Origin of the sequence: Halomonas sp. AOP43-A1-21 (assembly GCF_052376775.1) — a bacterium.
Taxonomy (GTDB): Bacteria; Pseudomonadota; Gammaproteobacteria; order Pseudomonadales; family Halomonadaceae; genus Vreelandella; species Vreelandella colorata.
In genome coordinates this window covers 21,207-35,753 of record NZ_JBQSWC010000038.1, presented here as the reverse complement: position 1 = coordinate 35,753, position 14,547 = coordinate 21,207, and the positions used below count along the sequence as shown (strand labels likewise).

Here is a 14,547-nt window from a genome sequence, read left to right as displayed (position 1 = left end):
CGAGCGGGATACCCTAAAACCGCCTGCAAGCGGCGGTTTTAGGGTGGCCTATAGGGCCGATCAAGCGTATGACTAGCTTAGTGAATTGATCGCCTGTTCCAGGTTATCCACACTGCGTTGCGTGTGGTGAAGCTTATCCAAGCCGAAAAGGCCGATGCGGAAGGTCTGGAAGTTATCGCCTTCATCCACCATAAGCGGTACGCCGCCCGCTACCTGAATACCCGCCTGGGCAAACTTGCCCACAAGCCCGGCATCACTGGTGTAACTTACTACGACCCCCGGGGCTTCATAACCTTCGGCGGCAACGCTGATAAACCCGTGGCGTGCAAGCATGTCCCGAACGCCCTGACCAATGGCCTGCTGTTCTTGCTTCACTTTGGCAAAGCCGTATTCACGAGTCTCCTGCATGATATCGCGTAGCTGGCGCAAGGCATCCGTTGGCATGGTGGCGTGGTAGGCGTGGCCACCGTTTTCGTAGGCCTGCATGATGGCGTGCCATTTGGCCAAGTCACACGCGAAACTATTGCTTTGCGTTTCGCTCAAGCGCTGTGTGGCGCGCTCGGAAAGCATGACCATGGCGCAGCATGGTGAGCCGCTCCAACCTTTTTGCGGAGCGCTGACCACCACGTCGATGCCCAAATCCTGCATATCCACCCACAGCGTGCCTGCGGCAATGGCGTCCAGTACAAAAAGACCGCCCGCTTCGCGCGTCGCTTGCGCCACGGTGCGAATGTAGTCATCGGGCAGCAGTAAACCCGCAGACGTTTCGACCTGCGGGGCAAACACCACGGCGGGTTTTTCCTGGCGGATACGCTCGGCGGCTTCTTCAGCGGGTACGGGCATAAACGGCGACTGCGGATCATCGTCAGTCACGCGGCGCGCTTTGAGCACCGTGTGCTGGTCGGTTAAACGGCCCATTTCGATAATCTGCGTCCAGCGATAGCTAAACCAGCCGTTACGAATCACCAGAGTGTTCTGGTCCAGGGCGAACTGACGTGCGACCGCTTCCATGCCAAACGTCCCACTGCCCGGAACAATGGCCGTCGAGTGCGCGTTATAGACTTCTTTCAGCGTGGCCGAAATATCGCGCATCACGCCTTGGAACTGTTGCGACATATGGTTGAGCGAACGGTCGGTATAAACCACTGAGTATTCGAGTAGTCCAGTGGGGTCGACGTTGGGTAGTAGAGCCGCCATTACGTTCTCCTTGATGAGTAGGCATACAGTTCACGCGAAATGAAGTGGCTTACAGGGTACGAGGAATTGTTAGGCGAGGCCAGCGCCGCAGATATGGTTCTCAAGGCAATAAAAAAACCGCTGTCATGAAGACGGCGGTTTAGGTGATAGCCAGCCTGGTGCAACCGAAGGCTGTTTAGCGCTGAGGCAGTTGCTCGGGGCCAAAGGCGTCTGGAAGCAGAGTTTCCATGGTGTAGGTCTTGAGCACCTCGCCCTGGCGGGAGATGACCATGATTTGCGTATCGGGAGTGGCGAACTCACGAATACGCTGACGGCAGTCGCCACAGGGCGTGCACAGGTGCTCGCCCGGGCCCATCACATACACCTTGGCAAGCTCGCGCTGGCCAGCGGTGACCATCGCGCTAATGGCCGATGCTTCCGCACACAGCCCTTTGTAATGGGCGACTTCGACGTTAGCGCCTACGAACTGCTGGCCGTCCGGGCACTCCATGATGGATGCCACCGGGTGGTCGGAGTACGGAACGTAGGCATTATTCAATGCATCAAGCAGCGTGTTGACCAGAGCAGAGTCTGCTTGGCTCATAGATGATTCCTCGGTTTAACCCACTTAAGCATTGTTGACCCACTTAGGCGTTGGCGGCGTCATCACGCAGGACCGTATCCAGCGCGATGATCATCATATCGTTGAAGGTGGTTTGACGATCGGCGCTGGAGAGCGCTTCACCTTTCAAAATATGATCCGATACGGTGCAGATGGTCAGCGCGCGGGCACCGAACTCGGCGGCAACGCCGTAAAGGCCGGCAGCTTCCATCTCGACACCTACAATGCCGTAGCGCTTCATCAGCTCGGCCATGTCGGTCTGCGGGTTGTAGAACAGGTCAGCGGAGAAGATGTTACCTACTTTCACCGGCACGTTTTGCGCCTTGGCGGCGGCCACGGCGTGGCTTGTCAGCTCAAAATCCGCAATCGCGGCAAAGTCGTGGTCGTTAAAGCGCATGCGATTCACCTTGGAATCGGTGCACGCGCCCATGCCGATCACCACATCGCGAACGTTAACGTCGTCGCGTACCGCGCCGCAGGAGCCTACGCGAATAATCGACTTCACGCCGTAATCGGTAATCAGCTCTTTGGCATAGATGGACACTGACGGAATGCCCATGCCGTGGCCCATCACGGAAATTTTGCGACCTTTATAGGTGCCGGTATAGCCCAGCATGCCGCGCACGTCATTCACCTGACGCACGTCGTCAAGGTAGGTCTCGGCAATGTACTTGGCGCGCAGCGGGTCGCCGGGCATCAATACCGTATCCGCGAAATCACCCTGTTCAGCATTAATGTGCGGAGTAGCCATGTGGTTTCCTTATGTCTTTTTAAATGGCGCCATCAGGCAGCATAAGATAGAAAGCTTTTACCATCGTCCATCGCCGGGAGGGCGAAGTAATCCGCCAGCGTCTGGCCAATATCGGCAAACGTATCGCGTGCGCCCATCGGCCCTGGCGCGAACCCGGCACCGCTGACCATCACCGGGATGTATTCACGCGTGTGTTCGGTGCCTTCCCAGCTTGGGTCGCAGCCGTGATCAGCGGTAAGAATCAGCAGATCGTCGTTATTCAACGCGGCGAGAAGCTCCGGCAGGCGGGCGTCAAAATGCTCGAGGGCGGCCGCGTAGCCCGGCACGTCACGACGATGGCCGTAGACCGAGTCGAAATCGACAAAGTTGGTCATGATCATGGTCGGGCGGTCGCTGGTTTCAGCGGCGGTACGCGCCACTTCGCCCAGCGTCGCGTCCATCAGCGCGTCGTGGCCGCTGGCTTTAACCTTGTGAGTAATGCCGCAGTGGGCGTATATATCGGCAATCTTGCCAATCGATACCATTTCACCACCGGCATCGGCGAGCTTTTGCAATACGGTGGGCGAGGGCGGCTCAACGCTGTAATCGCGACGGTTGCCGGTACGCGCAAAGCTTGCGCTGTCTTCACCCATGAACGGACGGGCAATCACCCGGCCGATGTTGTAAGGCTCTAAAAGCTCGCGCACGGTTTCGCACAGCGCATAAAGGCGATCCAGGCCAAAGTGTTCTTCATGAGCGGCAATCTGGAAGACCGAATCCGCCGAGGTATACACAATCGGTTTGCCGGTCTGCACATGCTCGTCACCCAGGCGGGCGATAATCTCGGTGCCCGAGGCGTGACAGTTGCCGATCACGCCGGGCAGATCGGCTGCCTGAACAATCTTGTCCAGTAGCTCTTGTGGAAAGCTTTCGGTCTTGTCGCTGAAGTAGCCCCAGTCAAAACGTACCGGCACGCCAGCGATTTCCCAGTGGCCGGATGGGGTGTCCTTGCCGCTGGAAATTTCCTGGGCGTGGGCGTAGGCGCCTTCTAGCACCTCGGGCAGGGCAACGCCTTCGGCAACCGCGCCGGTGCTATCCCGGTGGGCGTGAAACAGACCCAATTTGGCCATGTTGGGCAGCTTCAAGGGGCCTGAGCGTTCAGCCGTATCGGCTTCGCCACGCGCACAGGCGGTGGCGATATGGCCCAGGGTGTCCGAGCCTTCATCGCCAAAGGCGGCGGCATCGGCGGCGCTGCCAATGCCGAAGGAGTCTAGTACCAGCACAATTGCACGTTTCATGGCGTTTTCCTCGTCAGACGGTGCTAATTAAAGCGCTTCACCGCGATAGGTTTCTTGAAGCAGTGAATCAATCGTCGCTTCACCCGCGCCAATAGTGATGGCAGCACGCAGCTGGGCAGCGGCGCGGTCAGCTTCTTCATCGCTACGCGCGTGAACGAAGGCCAGCGGCTGCTGGTTATCCACCTGGGTGCCCAGCTCGGCAATCGCACTGAAACCCACGCTATGATCGATACTGGCATCGTTACGCAGGCGACCACCGCCCAGTTCCACCACGCTCATGCCCACTGCGCGGGTATCGATGCGCAGCACATTGCCCGACTGTTCGGCATACACGGGCTTGACCACGTTGGCCTTGGCAAGGTAGCTGTCAGAGCGCTCCATAAAATCACCCGGGCCGCCCAGTTCACGCACCATGCGCGCGAATACTTCGGCTGCGGCACCCGAGGTCAGGGCTTTTTCAAGCTGGCTCAGGGCGTCTTCACGGCTCTTGGCCAGTTTGCCCGCCATGAGCATTTCTACCGCCAGCTCACGGGTAACCTGCATCACGCGGCTGTTGGGGCGCTCGCCACGCAGCAGCTCCAGCGTCTCGATGATTTCAACTGCGTTGCCCGCGCACGGTGCCAGCGGCTGGCTCATGTCGGTGAGAAGTGCGGTTGTCGGTGTACCGGCATGGGTGGCCACCGAGGCGATGCTTTTGGCAAGCTCGTGGGATTTTTCGGTGGTGGGCATAAATGCGCCACTGCCGACTTTGACATCCATGACCAGCGCATCAAGGCCGGAGGCAAGCTTTTTACCCAGAATGGACGCGGTAATCAGCGGAATGGATTCAACCGTCGCGGTGACGTCGCGCACGCCGTAAATACGCTTATCCGCCGGTGCCAGGTTGCCGGTCTGGCCGATGATCGCCACGCCGGTGGATTTCACTACATCACCAAAGCGCTCAGGAGCAGGGTAGGGGTCGTAGCCGGGGATCGACTCAAGCTTATCCAGCGTACCGCCGGTATGGCCAAGGCCACGGCCTGAAATCATGGGTACAAAGGCGCCACATGCGGCGACCCACGGGCCGAGTACCAGCGACACCAGATCACCCACGCCGCCGGTGGAGTGCTTGTCGACCACCGGTCCAGGCAGGTTGAGCGAATCCCACTGCATGACGTGACCGGAATCACGCGTAGCAGTGGTCAGCGCGACCACTTCTTCACGGCTCATGCCGTTAAGAAATACCGCCATGGTGAAGGCGCCAATCTGAGCGTCGCTGATGCGGTCATCGGCAATGCCTTGGATAAAGGTTTTGATATCCGCTGCTGCCAGTGGGTTGCCATCACGCTTTAAACGAATCAGTTCCTGCGGGAGCATATTAATAGCCTCCTTGTAGTGCCGCGCTTTCCACGCCGCCCAGTGTGTTCAGTAAATTGGCTAAAAGGCTCGAGGCGCCAAAGCGAAAGTGCGCAGGCGTTACCCAGGCGCTGCCCATGATCTTACTTGCAAGCGCTAAGTACTCAGCGGCTTCTTGTGTGGTGCGCACGCCGCCTGCGGCTTTAAAGCCCACGTCTTTGCCGCTTGCCTTAATCGCGTTCAGCATAATCTCTGCGGCTTCAAGCGTAGCGTTGGTAGCCACTTTGCCGGTAGAGGTTTTAATAAAGTCGGCGCCGCCTTCAATGGCAAGCTCGCTGGCGCGTTTGATAAGCGCTGGCTCCTTGAGCTCGCCTGTCTCAATAATGACTTTCAGCAGGGCCTGACCCGCACAAGCCGCTTTGCACATTTCAACCAGCTCAAGGCCTGTCTCTTCGTCGCCCGCGATGAGTGCGCGGTAAGGGAAAACCACATCAACTTCATGAGCGCCCGAGGCAACCGCATCGCGGGTTTCACGGGCGGCAGCCATGATGTCCTCGCCGCCATTCGGGAAGTTGGTAACCGTCGCGATTTTCACCAGCTCGTTTAATTTGTGCGCAGTAAGCGCACGCTGGGCGGTAACGATGAATTGCGGATAGACGCATACGGCTGCCGGGTTGCCGTAAGGCGTTTTAAGCTGCTGACAAAGAGCTTCAATGGTCGCGTCGGTGTCGCTGTCGTTTAAGCTGGTTAAATCCATCAGGGCTAACGCGTGGCGGGCAGCCTGTTGGTCAGCATGGTTAGGGCCAGTCGAAGTGGAAGCGGTCATGACGTTCTCTCAAATCAGGAAAAGATAAACGGGCACTGCAAGTATAAATCGCAGTGCCCGGTACGCTGGAGCTTAAGCGCTCAACTTCGCGCTTAAGCTCTTAGGGGTTAGCTGGTTAGATTACTTAACGAGATAAAGAAACCAGCAATGGTGGCAGACATTAAATTGGATAAAGTACCGGCCAGCACGGCTTTTACTCCAAAGCGGGCAATCTCAGCACGACGCGTCGGTGCAATACTGCCCAGGCCGCCCAACAAAATAGCGATAGATGACAAGTTGGCAAAGCCGCATAGAGCAAACGACAGGATGGCCATGGTGTGAGGCGTCATCAACTGACCTGTCGCGGCCACTACTTGTTCCCCATCGATGTAGGGCGCAAGGTTAATAAAGGCAACGAACTCGTTGACGACCAGCTTCTGGCCGATAAACGAACCAGCAAGCGTTGCTTCAGACCACGGTACGCCAAGTAGGAACGCCAGCGGCGCAAACAGCCAGCCCAGAATCATCTCAAGGCTCAGCGACTCAAACCCAAACCAGCCGCCAACGCCGCCTAAAATACCGTTGACCAATGCGATCAAGGCAATAAAGGCCAGCAGCATGGCGCCAACGTTGGCAGCCAGCATCAGGCCGGAGGTGGCGCCCGATGCGGCAGCGTCCAGTACGTTAGCGGGTTTGTTGTCAAGCTCTTGAAGCTCTTCTTCAACCTTGGTGATGCTGTCGCTGTCGGTCGCATCCTGGGTTTCCGGCATGATCAGCTTGGCAAACAGCAAGCCGCCAGGGGCTGCCATAAAGGAAGCGGCTACCAGGTATTCCATGGGAATGCCCAGCGCGGCATAGCCTGCCAGTACGGAGCCTGCTACGGATGCCAGACCACCACACATCACCGCAAATAGCTGTGAGGGCGTCATGCGGGCAATAAAGGGACGAACCACCAGCGGGGCTTCGGTCTGGCCTACAAAGATGTTGGCCGTAGCAGAAAGCGACTCGGTGCGCGAAGTACCCAGTGCTTTTTGCAGCGCGCCACCCAGAATGCGGATGACCCACTGCATGATGCCCAGGTAATACAGCACGGCGATCAGTGAGGAGAAGAAGATGATGACCGGCAGCACTTTGATGGCAAACACAAAGCCGACGTTATCGACGTCAGCCAGGCCACCAAATAGAAAGCCGATCCCATCATTGGCATAAACCAGTATCTGGCTTACCCCCGCAGAAATGGTTTCTAAGACGGCCTGACCAAACGGCACATACAGTACAAAGGCACCGATACCTGCCTGAATGGCAAAGGCGCCCAGCACCGTACGTAGACGTATTGACTTGCGATCATAAGAGAAGATCAGGGCGATGATCACCAGCGTGACCATGCCAACCAAGCTCATAAGGAGTGTCATATGAGGATCCTTTGAGTCCGCGAGGGGGCTCGTTTAAAGTAAGTTGAGCTTGACGGAGTAAATCATCGCGTTTTGATAATCGTTCGGCGTACCCAGCTTGTTATCCGAGTAGCGGTACTGAATGCCTGTGGTGATCAGGTCAGTCGGGTGCCACCAAAGGCTCAGTGCACCGTTGGTGCCCACACTTCCGGCCTTGTCGCCCACGTAATTCTGTTCCAGGTAATCATCGTCGCGGCCAAACGTTTGCTCGTGCCAGTTCGTGACACTGAAGTTCTGATCAAGCGCGGCGAAGTCATAGCCCGCCACCCAGCCAGCCATATAGCCATTCATACCCGTGTAGCCATCACTTTGCACCCGTGCTGCGCCGATGAATGGTTTGAACCATAGACCGTTTGCGAAGGTAGTGCGATAGCCAAGACCTAGAATTTGATCCTGCTCGCGTCCGTTATAGCCGTAGTCGCGGAAGTCGTATACGTGGGCATACAGCGAAAGCGGGCTGTCACCGAGATAAATATGCGAAGTAATCTTACCTGCCGTGCGGAAGTTATCTTTACCACCGCTCGATTCATCGAACTGGTCGTTGGTCGGGTTCTCGAAATCGAAGAAGCCGTAGAACTCACCCCAGCTAAAGCCCGCGCCGCCTTCAATTTCTACATAGGTGAAATCACTTTTAGCTGCGTTGGAGGCGGTACGGCGCTCGGTGCCGTTGGACCAATCAAGGTAGTTAACCGAGACGTTGGCAAATGACCACAGTCTATCGAGTGGCTGAGCTTGGGAGTCGTTTGCCAACACCGGGGTGATACCCGCCATTAGTACGCCAGCGCTAAGAGTGGCGAGATAAGAAGTGCGCATAAGAGTCGGAGCGGTCATGTAAGCCTCAAAAAGTTGCCACGGTTTTAATCGGGTTTGGAATTATGTGGTCTGGCGTGGATGTTAGAATTATAACATTGCATGTTATTTTTTTAACGCCGAATTGCAATAAAGCCTAACCAACGCTATTTAAATGTCATGGCCGTGATGCAACATCTAAAGTGCCCAAACACACTGAGGCGTAGCACAGGAGAGGCGTGACAGGGTAGTGGGCATGGTTTTGAGGCTAAAGGGGAGTAGCCAGAGGATGGCCGCTCGCGCAGCATAAACATAACTGGCAACAAGAAATGACAAAGGAGATGCCTTGTATGAACGGTCGCAGTGCACAGCGATTGACCGTGCTTCAAGAAGCGTTGGCCAGTGGTGGCACATTGCATTTACGCGATGCCGCTATTTTATGCGGTGTTTCGGAAATGACCATACGCCGCGACCTTACAACGCAGCCTAGTGCTATGGTGCTACTTGGTGGCCGGTTGGTGATGACCAGCTACCCTGGCGCAACCCAGGTATATGATTTAACCGAGCAGCAGGCCAATTACTACCCGGTAAAGCACGCATTATGCCAACAGGCCGCTGGTTTCATCGAAGAGGGCGATACGCTATTTATTGACTGCGGCTCGACCTTGATGCCGCTTTTAGGCCAGCTCAAGAGTTTTAACCAATTAACCGTGGTTACCTATGCGCTTAACGTAGCCACGGTGGTGTCAGCTCTGCCTAATGTACGTTTAGTATTATTAGGCGGGCTGTTTTATGCCGCGTCACAATCGTTTGGTAGTGATGAGATGCGTGCGACGATTGAGCGTATCGGGATCAATAAAGCATTTATTTCAGCGGCGGGCGTTGATTGTGGTCGAGGCGTTAGTTGCTTCCACTTTCATGAGGTTGCTCCCAAACAGGCGGCGATTGCCTCTGCATTGCAGTGTTTCTTAGTGGTGGACGCAAGTAAATTTGGGATTATTCGTCCCGCTTACTTCGCCTCATTGAACGATTTCGACATTATCGTTACTAACGATAAGTGCACGTCTGAGTTACTTACCGACTTCCGAGGGCGCACAATTTTTAGCCACTCTCCAGCATTACCTACCTGTGAACATGCGCACTAATCTGTCGCGGTTGGGTGCGTCAAATCGTCGCTTTGCTTCGTTGTTTAGATCCAAGGAAAATACCCTTCGTTAGTGCTGATCCTGATTTAGTATGAGGGTTAGCTCAATCCGCTACCTGCTTCCTACCCTGGTAGCGCATATTTTTCCCGGAGCAAGGGCAGACCCTGCTGGCAGAGTGTTTTGGGAAAGGTATGGGGTGTTAGTTAGCTGGCATATGGCATATCGTTTGGCTTGCTGTGTGGCGGCTAGTTTTGTAACGCAACTCTGACGAGATCGCACCATGCAACAACCTTTCTACTGGCGCAGGGCCGGCACCTTGGTGCTCCTAGCGCTATGCTTGCTGCTTGCAGGCTGTAGCTCGGCCTTAATGGACCCGAAAGGCGTGATTGGTGAAACCCAGCGTTCACTAATTCTGAGTTCTTTTGGCCTGATGCTGATCGTGGTCATCCCCGTTATTGTCATGACGATAGTGTTTGGTTGGTACTATCGCCGTAGCAATACAATGGCCGAATACCTGCCCGACTGGGCACACTCCAACTGGATCGAAGCTATCGTTTGGCTGGTTCCGGTGGTTATCGTCGCTATTTTGGGCGTAATTACCTGGAAAAGTTCGCACGACCTTGATCCTCACCGCGCACTTGAAAGCGACGTGGCCGAGCTTGAAATTCAAGCTGTGGCGCTCGACTGGAAATGGCTGTTCATCTATCCCGAGCAAGGCATTGCAACGGTCAATGAAGTTGCCTTCCCGGTAGATACGCCTGTTCGTTTTCGCGTGAGCTCCGGTTCAGTGATGAACTCTTTCTTCATTCCTCAGTTGGGTAGCCAGATCTACGCAATGGCAGGAATGGATAACGACGTTTATCTGCAGGCCAACGAAATCGGTACCTACGGTGGTCGTTCGACCAACTATAGCGGTGCTGGCTTCTCTGGCATGATCTTCGATGCTCATGTGACATCAGATGAAGATTTTGATACCTGGGTTGCTGAAGTCGCGCAGTCGCCACAAACCCTGAGCTATCCGGAAGGATACTCTGGGCTTGCTGAGCGTTCTTCGTTCCATCCTGTTGAGTACTTCTCAAACGTTACGCCTGAGTTCTATGAGCGCTTGGTGTCCAGCTTCCATACTGGCAGCGACCCCGACACTGACACTCAAGATGCGCCCCGCGCACCAGCAATCGATAGCAATGAAGCCTATCAAACGACCGACAACCAAGCGAATGGCGAGGCTGAGGATGGCCAGGCCATGAGCAATGAGGCGGGAGAGTAACCGTGTTCGGTAAATTAACCCTAGAAGCAATTCCTTATCACGAGCCCATTCTGGTGATAGCGGGTCTCGTGGGGATTCTAGGCGGCGCGGCGTTGTTGGGCGCGTTGACCTATTTCCGTAAGTGGGGCTGGCTATGGAACGAGTGGTTCACCTCAGTCGACCATAAAAAGCTTGGTATCATGTATTTCATCGTGGCGCTGATCATGCTGCTGCGTGGCTTTGCTGATGCCCTGATGATGCGTGTACAGCAGGCGGTAGCAGCGGGTGGCTCGGCAGGCATTCTGCCGCCTGATCACTACGACCAGATCTTTACCGCCCACGGCGTTATCATGATCTTCTTCGTGGCGATGCCCATGGTTATCGGCCTGATGAACTTGGTTGTTCCGTTACAGATCGGTGCGCGCGATGTTGCGTTCCCGTTCCTTAACAACCTGAGTTTCTGGCTGTTCGCTGTGTCGGCTCTGCTGATCAACGTTTCTCTGTTCGTGGGTGAGTTTGCGACCACAGGGTGGTTGGCTTACGCGCCGTTATCGGGGATAGAGTACAGTCCCGGGGTCGGGGTCGATTACTGGATATGGGCGTTGCAGATATCCGGGATAGGTACCACGTTAACCGGTATCAACTTCTTCGTTACTATTCTGAAAATGCGTACCAAGGGCATGACCCTGTTCCGCATGCCGATCTTTACCTGGACGTCGCTGTGCGCCAACGTACTGATCATTGCCTCTTTCCCGATTTTGACCGCTACTATTGCGATGCTGACGCTGGATCGTTACCTGGGGATGAACTTCTTCACGAACGATATGGGCGGCAACGTAATGATGTACGTCAACCTTATCTGGGCGTGGGGTCACCCTGAGGTTTATATTCTGATTCTGCCAGCGTTCGGCGTGTTCTCAGAAGTTATTGCCACCTTTGCTCGCAAGCGTCTGTTCGGTTACCACACCATGGTGTGGGCAACAATTGCCATTACCGTGCTGTCGTTCATCGTTTGGTTGCACCACTTCTTCACCATGGGTGCAGGCGCCAACGTCAATGCCTTCTTCGGCATCATGACGATGATCATCGCGATCCCGACCGGTGTGAAAGTGTTTAACTGGCTGTTCACTATCTTCCGTGGTCGTCTGGAACTGACGTCACCGGTACTTTGGACCCTGGGCTTCATCATCACCTTTACGATTGGTGGTATGACCGGCGTAATGCTGGCACTGCCGGCAGCGAACTTTGTACTGCACAACAGTCTGTTCGTTATTGCTCACTTCCATAACGTTATCGTTGGTGGCGTGGTCTTCGGCATGATGGCGGGTCTGACCTACTGGTTCCCGAAAGCCTTCGGCTTCACGCTGGACGAGAAGTGGGGCAAGCGTTCCTTCTGGTGCTGGATAATCGGTTTCTACGTCGCGTTCATGCCGCTGTATGTTCTGAGCTTCTACGGTGCAGCGCGCCGCATGAACTCATACCCGAACGCTGAATGGCAGCCCTGGTTTATCGTTGCCTTGATCGGTGCATTGCTGATCGCTGCGGGTATCGCTTGTACGCTTATTCAGTTCTACGTAAGCGTGCGTAACCGCGATAAGTATGCTGATGTGACCGGCGACCCATGGGATGGTCGTACGTTGGAGTGGGCTGCTTCTTCCCCGCCCGCGTTCTACAACTTTGCCCGCCTGCCCGTCGTTGGTGATATCGACAGCTTCTGGTCGCAAAAGCAGCGTGGCAACGAGCAGTTGGATGATGCGCCTTATACCGATATCCATATGCCGAGAAACACGGTGGCCGGCCCTATCATCAGTGTGTTTGCGATGATTTTTGGTTTCGCCATGGTATGGCATATCTGGTGGCTGGCTGGGTTCGGTGCGATCGGCATGCTGGTGAGCTTCCTGATGCGGGTATCTAACGACGATATCGATTACTACGTACCTGCTGCAGAGGTCGAGCGAATCGAACGTGCTCATCAACAACGTGTGGAGGCCCAGGCGTAATGGCTACTGAATCCCTACATCACGATGCCCATGCTGAAGAGCATGAGCACCACGATGCCGGTCCTACCAAGGTATTTGGTTTCTGGGTCTACCTAATGAGCGACTTAGTGATCTTCGGAACACTATTCGCCACCTACGCCGTGCTCATGAAGGGCACGGCAGGCGGGCCGACCGGCGCGGATATTTTTGAACTACCTTTGATTCTGTTCGGCACCTTTGCTCTGCTGATCAGTAGTTTCACCTTCGGCATGGGCGTTCTGGCGATGAACGCCAATCGTGTCGGTCAGGTGAAAATGTGGCTGGGCATTACGTTCGTGCTGGGCCTGATGTTCCTAGGCATGGAAATCTATGAATTCCATCACCTGATCCATGAAGGTTTCGGCCCAGATCGTAGCGCCTTCCTGTCAGCGTTCTTTACACTGGTAGGCACACACGGTCTGCACGTGACCTTCGGTATGATCTGGATTCTGGTCATGCTGGTTCAGCTGTCGACCAAGGGTCTGAATGATAAAACGCGTCCGCGTATCCTGTGCTTGAGCCTGTTCTGGCACTTCCTGGATATCGTCTGGATCTGTGTATTCTCCTTCGTCTACTTGATGGGAGTGCTGGTATGAGTTCTTCTAGCCAACCGTCCGGTCACGGCACCGTAAAGTCCTATGTAACGGGTCTTGTGCTGTCGTTGGTCCTGACTGTCATTCCATTTGGCGCCGTTATGCTGGGTTCGTTCAGCTTGCCTGTGAACGTGGGAATCATCGTTGTAACTGCCGTCTTGCAGGTTCTGGTTCAGCTTGTGATGTTCATGCATTTGGACTTCAAGACTGAAGAGGGCTGGAACATGCTTTCCTTCGTCTTCACGGTGCTGATTCTCGGCCTAGTGGTAGGAGGTTCGCTGTGGATCATGCAGCATCTACATCTCAACATGATGATCGGCTAACCAGCATGCCCAATCGGTGGCACGATCTGCTTGAGCTAACCAAGCCAGGAATCATCGGCGGCAATCTGATTGCCGCCCTTGGCGGCTACTTTCTAGCCGCGCACGGTGAATTCGATCTGGTGACGTTTGCTTCGGTCATGTTGGGGATCGCATTAGTGATCGCCTCAGGATGTGCGTGTAACAACGTGATTGATCGGGATATTGATGCACTGATGGCGCGCACGCGCCATCGTCCTCTGGTTAGGGGAAGCGTCTCTATCACTCAAGCATTGGGTTTGTCGGCGCTGCTGGGTATCAGTGGTGTGGTCTGCCTGGCATTAGGCACCAATGGATTGACGGTGGCCTTGGCCGTGATTGGATGGGGCGTGTATGTAGGGGTGTATAGCCTCTATATGAAGCGTAACTCTGAATACGGCACCGTGGTAGGCAGCCTTTCAGGCGCTATGCCGCCAGTGGTGGGATACTGCGCGGTGACGGGTACTTTTGACAGTGGGGCGATTGTTCTGCTGCTGATCTTCTGCCTCTGGCAGATGCCGCACTCCTACGCTATTGCGATTTTCCGCTATGCCGATTACCAGCGCGCTTCGATTCCCGTTCTGCCTGTTGTTCACGGTATCAAGCGCGCAAAGCATCATATCCTTGGCTACATCTTGGCGTTTATTCCCGCCTCGTTAGCCTTGGTACTGGCGAGCCAGGCAGGTACTGGCTACCTGTGTGTCGCACTGACCATGGGGGGCTACTGGCTCTACTTGGCCATCTGCGGCTACCGTCTGGATGATGACGTACGCTGGGCCAAACGCGTATTTGGCGTATCGATTTTGACCATCACCGCGATGAGCCTGGTGATTGTGCTGGAATCCATGGTACCCATGTGGACGTGATTGATCCATGTCGCTAAGTGGTTGCTAAGTGGTTGAAGGAAAAAAGCCCCGGTCAGCTCAGCTGGCCGGGGCTTTTTCTTGCCTTGAACCTAGCTTCCCAGTGATCGCACCCACGTTAGCGTATAAGGTGCGATG

At 55.2% G+C, this 14,547-nt stretch carries 14 protein-coding genes; 6 read left to right on the top strand and 8 right to left on the bottom strand.

Annotated features, from left to right (window positions below):
* Positions 1-72: 72 nt before the first annotated feature.
* The 8 genes from ACT3R7_RS17930 to ACT3R7_RS17895 all read right to left on the bottom strand — a co-directional run bounded on the left by ACT3R7_RS17930 (position 73) and on the right by ACT3R7_RS17895 (position 8,188).
* Positions 73-1,197, bottom strand: a complete 1,125-nt coding sequence (locus ACT3R7_RS17930) for an aminotransferase class V-fold PLP-dependent enzyme (RefSeq protein WP_192538029.1) — start codon at positions 1,195-1,197, stop codon at positions 73-75.
* Positions 1,198-1,372: 175 nt separating this feature from the next.
* On the bottom strand, positions 1,373-1,780 hold the full coding sequence (gene cdd, locus ACT3R7_RS17925) for a cytidine deaminase (RefSeq protein WP_018919042.1): 408 nt from the start codon (positions 1,778-1,780) through the stop codon (positions 1,373-1,375).
* A gap of 43 nt (positions 1,781-1,823) precedes the next feature.
* Positions 1,824-2,549: a purine-nucleoside phosphorylase gene (gene deoD / locus ACT3R7_RS17920; protein WP_018919041.1), complete on the bottom strand. Its 726-nt coding sequence runs from the start codon at positions 2,547-2,549 to the stop codon at positions 1,824-1,826.
* A 32-nt stretch (positions 2,550-2,581) separates the two neighbouring features.
* Positions 2,582-3,826 carry a phosphopentomutase gene (locus ACT3R7_RS17915; protein ID WP_192538030.1) on the bottom strand — a complete coding sequence of 415 codons (1,245 nt, stop codon included), beginning with the start codon at positions 3,824-3,826 and terminating at the stop codon, positions 2,582-2,584.
* Positions 3,827-3,853: 27 nt separating this feature from the next.
* Positions 3,854-5,182, bottom strand: a complete 1,329-nt coding sequence (gene deoA / locus ACT3R7_RS17910) for a thymidine phosphorylase (protein ID WP_192538031.1) — start codon at positions 5,180-5,182, stop codon at positions 3,854-3,856.
* Position 5,183: 1 nt separating this feature from the next.
* Positions 5,184-5,987: a deoxyribose-phosphate aldolase gene (deoC, locus tag ACT3R7_RS17905; protein WP_192538032.1), complete on the bottom strand. Its 804-nt coding sequence runs from the start codon at positions 5,985-5,987 to the stop codon at positions 5,184-5,186.
* A gap of 107 nt (positions 5,988-6,094) precedes the next feature.
* Positions 6,095-7,378, bottom strand: a complete 1,284-nt coding sequence (locus tag ACT3R7_RS17900; RefSeq protein ID WP_192538033.1) for a NupC/NupG family nucleoside CNT transporter — start codon at positions 7,376-7,378, stop codon at positions 6,095-6,097.
* A gap of 33 nt (positions 7,379-7,411) precedes the next feature.
* Positions 7,412-8,188, bottom strand: a complete 777-nt coding sequence (locus ACT3R7_RS17895; protein ID WP_407648090.1) for an outer membrane protein OmpK — start codon at positions 8,186-8,188, stop codon at positions 7,412-7,414.
* Between the two features lie 368 nt (positions 8,189-8,556).
* On the opposite strand from ACT3R7_RS17895, the gene ACT3R7_RS17890 reads away from it, so the two are divergent.
* The 6 genes from ACT3R7_RS17890 (at position 8,557) to cyoE (ending at position 14,412) form a co-directional block, all read left to right on the top strand.
* Positions 8,557-9,351, top strand: coding sequence for a DeoR/GlpR family DNA-binding transcription regulator (locus ACT3R7_RS17890; RefSeq protein WP_192538035.1), 795 nt, complete (start codon positions 8,557-8,559; stop codon positions 9,349-9,351).
* 280 nt (positions 9,352-9,631) lie between these two features.
* The gene (cyoA, locus tag ACT3R7_RS17885; RefSeq protein WP_192538036.1) at positions 9,632-10,618 is read left to right on the top strand and encodes a ubiquinol oxidase subunit II; all 987 of its coding nucleotides are present in this window, start codon (positions 9,632-9,634) and stop codon (positions 10,616-10,618) included.
* Positions 10,619-10,620: 2 nt separating this feature from the next.
* The gene (cyoB, locus tag ACT3R7_RS17880) at positions 10,621-12,597 is read left to right on the top strand and encodes a cytochrome o ubiquinol oxidase subunit I (protein ID WP_192538037.1); all 1,977 of its coding nucleotides are present in this window, start codon (positions 10,621-10,623) and stop codon (positions 12,595-12,597) included.
* The gene (gene cyoC, locus ACT3R7_RS17875; protein WP_018919032.1) at positions 12,597-13,211 is read left to right on the top strand and encodes a cytochrome o ubiquinol oxidase subunit III; all 615 of its coding nucleotides are present in this window, start codon (positions 12,597-12,599) and stop codon (positions 13,209-13,211) included. Before cyoB ends, cyoC begins: the two co-directional genes overlap by 1 nt.
* Entirely contained in the window at positions 13,208-13,531 is a 324-nt protein-coding gene (gene cyoD / locus ACT3R7_RS17870; protein WP_192538038.1) for a cytochrome o ubiquinol oxidase subunit IV, read from the top strand. Before cyoC ends, cyoD begins: the two co-directional genes overlap by 4 nt.
* Entirely contained in the window at positions 13,489-14,412 is a 924-nt protein-coding gene (gene cyoE / locus ACT3R7_RS17865; protein ID WP_026285844.1) for a heme o synthase, read from the top strand. The genes cyoD and cyoE overlap by 43 nt, the downstream gene beginning before the upstream one ends.
* The last annotated feature ends 135 nt before the right edge of the window (positions 14,413-14,547 follow it).

What these genes read in the sequence shown, in the direction of transcription:
- cyoA (WP_192538036.1), top strand. Translation starts at nt 9,632, where the DNA reads ATGCAACAACCTTTCTACTGGCGCAGGGCCGGCACCTTGGTGCTCCTA.
- cyoC (WP_018919032.1), top strand. Translation starts at nt 12,597, where the DNA reads ATGGCTACTGAATCCCTACATCACGATGCCCATGCTGAAGAGCATGAG.
- deoC (WP_192538032.1), bottom strand. Translation starts at nt 5,987, where the DNA reads ATGACCGCTTCCACTTCGACTGGCCCTAACCATGCTGACCAACAGGCT.
- ACT3R7_RS17895 (WP_407648090.1), bottom strand. Translation starts at nt 8,188, where the DNA reads ATGGCGGGTATCACCCCGGTGTTGGCAAACGACTCCCAAGCTCAGCCA.
- deoD (WP_018919041.1), bottom strand. Translation starts at nt 2,549, where the DNA reads ATGGCTACTCCGCACATTAATGCTGAACAGGGTGATTTCGCGGATACG.
- cdd (WP_018919042.1), bottom strand. Translation starts at nt 1,780, where the DNA reads ATGAGCCAAGCAGACTCTGCTCTGGTCAACACGCTGCTTGATGCATTG.
- ACT3R7_RS17930 (WP_192538029.1), bottom strand. Translation starts at nt 1,197, where the DNA reads ATGGCGGCTCTACTACCCAACGTCGACCCCACTGGACTACTCGAATAC.
- ACT3R7_RS17915 (WP_192538030.1), bottom strand. Translation starts at nt 3,826, where the DNA reads ATGAAACGTGCAATTGTGCTGGTACTAGACTCCTTCGGCATTGGCAGC.
- ACT3R7_RS17900 (WP_192538033.1), bottom strand. Translation starts at nt 7,378, where the DNA reads ATGACACTCCTTATGAGCTTGGTTGGCATGGTCACGCTGGTGATCATC.
- ACT3R7_RS17890 (WP_192538035.1), top strand. Translation starts at nt 8,557, where the DNA reads ATGAACGGTCGCAGTGCACAGCGATTGACCGTGCTTCAAGAAGCGTTG.
- deoA (WP_192538031.1), bottom strand. Translation starts at nt 5,182, where the DNA reads ATGCTCCCGCAGGAACTGATTCGTTTAAAGCGTGATGGCAACCCACTG.
- cyoD (WP_192538038.1), top strand. Translation starts at nt 13,208, where the DNA reads ATGAGTTCTTCTAGCCAACCGTCCGGTCACGGCACCGTAAAGTCCTAT.